This is a genomic window from Streptomyces sp. NPDC050988 (assembly GCF_044456225.1).
In the GTDB taxonomy this organism is placed as follows: Bacteria; Actinomycetota; Actinomycetes; order Streptomycetales; family Streptomycetaceae; genus Streptomyces.
On sequence record NZ_JBITFQ010000001.1, the window covers coordinates 100,057 to 104,378 of the forward strand.

Below are 4,322 nucleotides of genomic sequence, written 5' to 3' on the forward strand. Positions count from 1 at the left end.
CGCGCGCCCCCGCGCCCCGCCCCCCCCCCCCGCCCCCCCCCCCCGCCCCCCCCCCCCCCCCCGGCGCGCGCGCCCCCGCCCCCCCCCCCCCCCCCCCCCCCCCCCCCCCCCCCCCCCGCCTCCGGACACGACAGACACCTCAGCAGTTCCCGGCAAAGAGAGCACCAACTTTGGTATGTACCTGACCATGAACTGCCGCTAAGCTCTGCCCCGCCATGCACTGAGAGCGCTCTCACAAGACAGCTGTTCCACCCCCACCACGCTGGAACAACGAAGGGCTACTGCCTTGAGACGCACCACAACCATGCGCACAGGCCTGTCCGCACTCCTGATCGTCGGCGCCTGGGCAACCTTCGCCGCCGGACCCGCCTCTGCCGCCGGCGCCCCCGAACCCACCCGTACCGCCGGTGCCCCCGCCTCCGCCGGTCTCCTCGACGCCATGCAGCGCGACTTCGGCCTGACGAAGACCCAGGCCGAAGCGCGGCTCGCGGCCGAGAAGACCGCGACGGCCGTCGAGTCGGAAGCACGGCGCGCGGCAGGAGCCGCGTACGGCGGTTCCTGGTTCGACGCCAAGAGCGGGAAGTTGACCGTCGCCGTCACGGCAGGCGCCTCCGAGGCCTCCGTCAATTCCGTACGGGAGACCGGCGCGACCGTCCGTACCGTCAAGCACAGCGCGAAGCAGCTCGACGCGGCGAAGGCGCGCATCGACAAGCTGGCCGCGCCCGAAGGCGTCAGCAACTGGTACGTCGATGCCAAGGCAAGCTCGGTCGTCGTGGCCGTCGTCGCCGCGCAGCGCGCCGACAACGATGTCCGCGCGTTCCTCTCGAAGGCCCGCGCGGCCGGTCCCGTCAAGGTCGAAGAGGCCGCCTCGGCGCCCGAGACCTTCGCGGCCGGGACAGTCGGCGGCGACCCCTTCTACACCGGCAACGTCCGCTGTTCCATCGGCTTCTCGGTGCACGGCGGCTTCGTCACCGCGGGCCACTGCGGCGGGGCGGGTCAGGGCGTCAGCGGCTGGGACCGGTCCTACATAGGCAACATCCAGGGCTCCTCGTTCCCGGGCAACGACTACGCCTGGGTCAACGTCGGAAGCGGCTGGTGGACCGTGCCGGTCGTGCTCGGCTGGGGCACCACCTCGGACCGGCTCGTCCGCGGGTCCAACGAGGCGCCCGTCGGTTCATCCATCTGCCGGTCGGGATCGACCACGCACTGGCACTGCGGCACGGTCCTCGCCAAGAACGAGACCGTCAACTACAGCCAGGGCGCGGTGCATCAGATGACCAAGACCAGCGTCTGCGCGGAACCGGGCGACTCCGGCGGTTCCTTCATCAGCGGCGACCAGGCGCAGGGCGTCACCTCCGGCGGCTGGGGCAACTGCTCCGGCGGCGGTGAGACCTGGTACCAGCCCATCAACGAGATCCTGAGCCGGTACGGCCTCACGCTCCACACGGCCTGATCCACACGGCCTGATCCACACGGCCTGATCCACACGGCCTGATCCACACGGCTCGGGAGCACGGCTCGACGGGCTCCGTCACCGGCCAGGTGGCGGAGCCCGTTGGCGCCCGCACCGCGCTACCCGGCCCAGCACCCGCTCGACCCAAGTGCCCCGGATTCACCACCCGTTCACCGGGGCTGCCACCTCTGTCGTTCCACCCCGCGTTCCCACGGCCTACGCTCGGCGGCATTTCGCGGGCCCGGATCCCCGACAGGCGGCCGGGCCCCGCTGTCCGTCCTGACGGAAGGTTCCGTTACATGGTCCTCGGATCCACAGGTGTGGCGCGGAGGTTCGGCAGAAGAGCCGCCGCTCTCGCGCTGACCACCGCGCTCGCCGCCGCACTGCCCGGCCCGGTCTCCTCCGCGGCCGGCGCCCCCGACACACCGGCCCACCCCACGGCGTACGTCGATCCGCTCATCGGCACGACGAACGGAGGCAACACCTATCCGGGTGCCACCCTCCCGTACGGCATGATCGCCTGGTCTCCGACCAGCACCCGCGGCGACCAGACGAGCACGGGCGCCGCCAACGGCTACGAGTACAACGCGACCCGACTGCGCGGGCTGAGCCTCACGCACGTGAACGGCGCGGGCTGCAACCCGGGGGCCGCGGGCGACGTACCGATCATGCCGTTCGTCGGAGACGTCACCTCGTCGCCGTCGGCCGACACCACGGACTCCGTCTACGCGGCGAACTTCTCGCACGCCGACGAGCGGGCCGTGCCGGGCCGCTACTCCGTGGGGCTCGACTCCGGTGCCCGCGCCGACCTCGCCGTTTCCAAGCGGGCCGGCGTCGCCGACTTCACGTTCCCCGCCGACAAGCCCGCCAACCTGCTGTTCCGGGTCTCCAACTCGCTCAACGGCAGCGAGGACGCCCATGTCGAGATCGACCGGGCCAAGCGCAAGGTGAGCGGCTGGGTGCTGACCGGCGCGTTCTGCGGGCGGCGCGCCAACGGCGGCGTCAACAACCGCAAGAGCTACTACCGGCTCTACTTCAGCGCCTCGTTCGACCGCGCGTTCTCGACCACGGGTACGTGGAAGGACGGCGCCCTCTCCCCCGGTGCCACCTCGGGCGGAGGCGGCGAGGGATACGCCACGGGTGCCGACCGCGCGGGCCGTGGCTCCGGCGGCTGGGTCGGCTTCGACACCAGCTCTGACAACGATGTCCGCATGCGGCTCGGGATCTCGTACGTGAGCCAGGCGGGTGCGGAGGCCAACCTCCGCGAGGAGATCGCGCCGCGGGCGGGCGTCGACCAGGTGGCCGCGGCCGGGACACGGGCCTGGGACCGCGAGCTGCGTTCCGTGCGCGTCGGCGGCGGGAGTACGGCCCAGCGCACCGCCTTCTACACCGCGCTCTACCACTCGCTCATGCAGCCCAACCTGGTCAGCGACACCGACGGCCGCTATCCGGGTATGGACGGCAGGCCGCAGCGCGTCGAGCGCGGGCAGGGTGCGCAGTACAGCAACTTCTCCGGCTGGGACCAGTACCGGGCGCAGATACAGCTGCTCGCCCTGCTGAAGCCGCGGATCGCCGGGGACTTCGCCCAGTCGCTCTACAACTTCGCTCGGCAGAACGGCGGTGTGTGGGACCGCTGGGTGCACATCAACGGGCCGACCCATGTGATGACCGGCGACCCGACGGCGGCCACACTCGCCACCTTCTACGCCATGGGGGTCCGCAACTTCGACTACCGCGGCGCCTTCGACTCCCTGTCCCGCCAGGCCACCGTGCCGCACCCCGACGGGCTCTCCGACGCGGGCTGCCCCGGCCAGTGCACCGGCCAACGGCCCAACCTGGCCCAGTACTTGACCTCGCAGTACGCCGCGCAGGACGTCTGCCACTGCTGGGGCGGTGCCGCCGAGACCCTGGAGGACTCGGTCGCCGACGACGCACTGGGCCGCTGGGCGAAGCTGCTGGGCCTCGACGAGCAGGCCACGAAGTTCGCCGAGCGGGGCGGCTGGTGGCGCAACGTCTTCAACCCGGGGGCTACGAACGGCGCGGGCACCACCGGCTACATCCAGGCCCGCAACCTCGACGGTTCATGGGTCACGCCGTTCAGCCCGGGCAGTGACCGCGGTTTCGCCCAGGGCACGAGTGCGACGTACACGTGGATGGTGCCGCAAGACGTCCAGGGGCTCGCCGAGGCGATGGGCGGACGCGAGACGGCCGCGCGCCGGCTGGACGGCTTCTTCCACAAGCCCGACGGCTCCTGGTCGGTGAAGGGTGGTGACGCTCTGCGGTACGACCCGACCAACGAGCCCGGCATTCACGCCCCTTGGCTCTACAACGCGCTCGGTCAGCCGTGGAAGACCCAGGCGACGGTCCGGCAGATCCTCGACACCGTCTACGGGACCGGACCGGCCGGGCTCCCCGGCAACGACGACCTCGGAACCATGTCCGCCTGGTACGTCTTCTCGGCCCTCGGCCTCTATCCGCAGACCCCGGGCAGCGGCAACCTGCTGCTGGGCGCGCCGCTCTTCCCGCACGCCGTGGTCGACCGGCCCGGTGGCGGTGACATCGTCATCGACGCGCCCTCGGCCGACGCCGGTCATCCGTATGTGAGCGGTGTCCGGCTCAACGGCCGTACGCACGACCGCTCCTGGACGGATGGCGGCCTGCTGCGGACCGGTGGCACCCTCAGGTTCGACCTCGCGCCGGAACCGGACACCCGGTGGGCGACCGCGCCCGACGGACTGCCCCGCTGACACGGCTCGGGTGGTGGGGGGGGGGGGGGGGGGGGGCCCGGGGGGCCCCCCCCCCCGCCCGCCCCCCGCATCGGCATGGGCGGGGGCGGCGGAAAGAGCAAGGCCCCGGGCGACAAAACCGC

The 4,322-nt window shown here is 72.1% G+C and carries 2 protein-coding genes; both read left to right on the forward strand.

The features are described from left to right. The first annotated feature begins 304 nt into the window (after positions 1 to 304). Entirely contained in the window at positions 305 to 1,453 is a 1,149-nt protein-coding gene (locus ACIBEI_RS00460) for a S1 family peptidase (RefSeq protein WP_398885018.1), read from the forward strand. 299 nt (positions 1,454 to 1,752) lie between these two features. After that, positions 1,753 to 4,200, forward strand: coding sequence for a GH92 family glycosyl hydrolase (locus tag ACIBEI_RS00465; protein ID WP_398883578.1), 2,448 nt, complete (start codon positions 1,753 to 1,755; stop codon positions 4,198 to 4,200). The last annotated feature ends 122 nt before the right edge of the window (positions 4,201 to 4,322 follow it).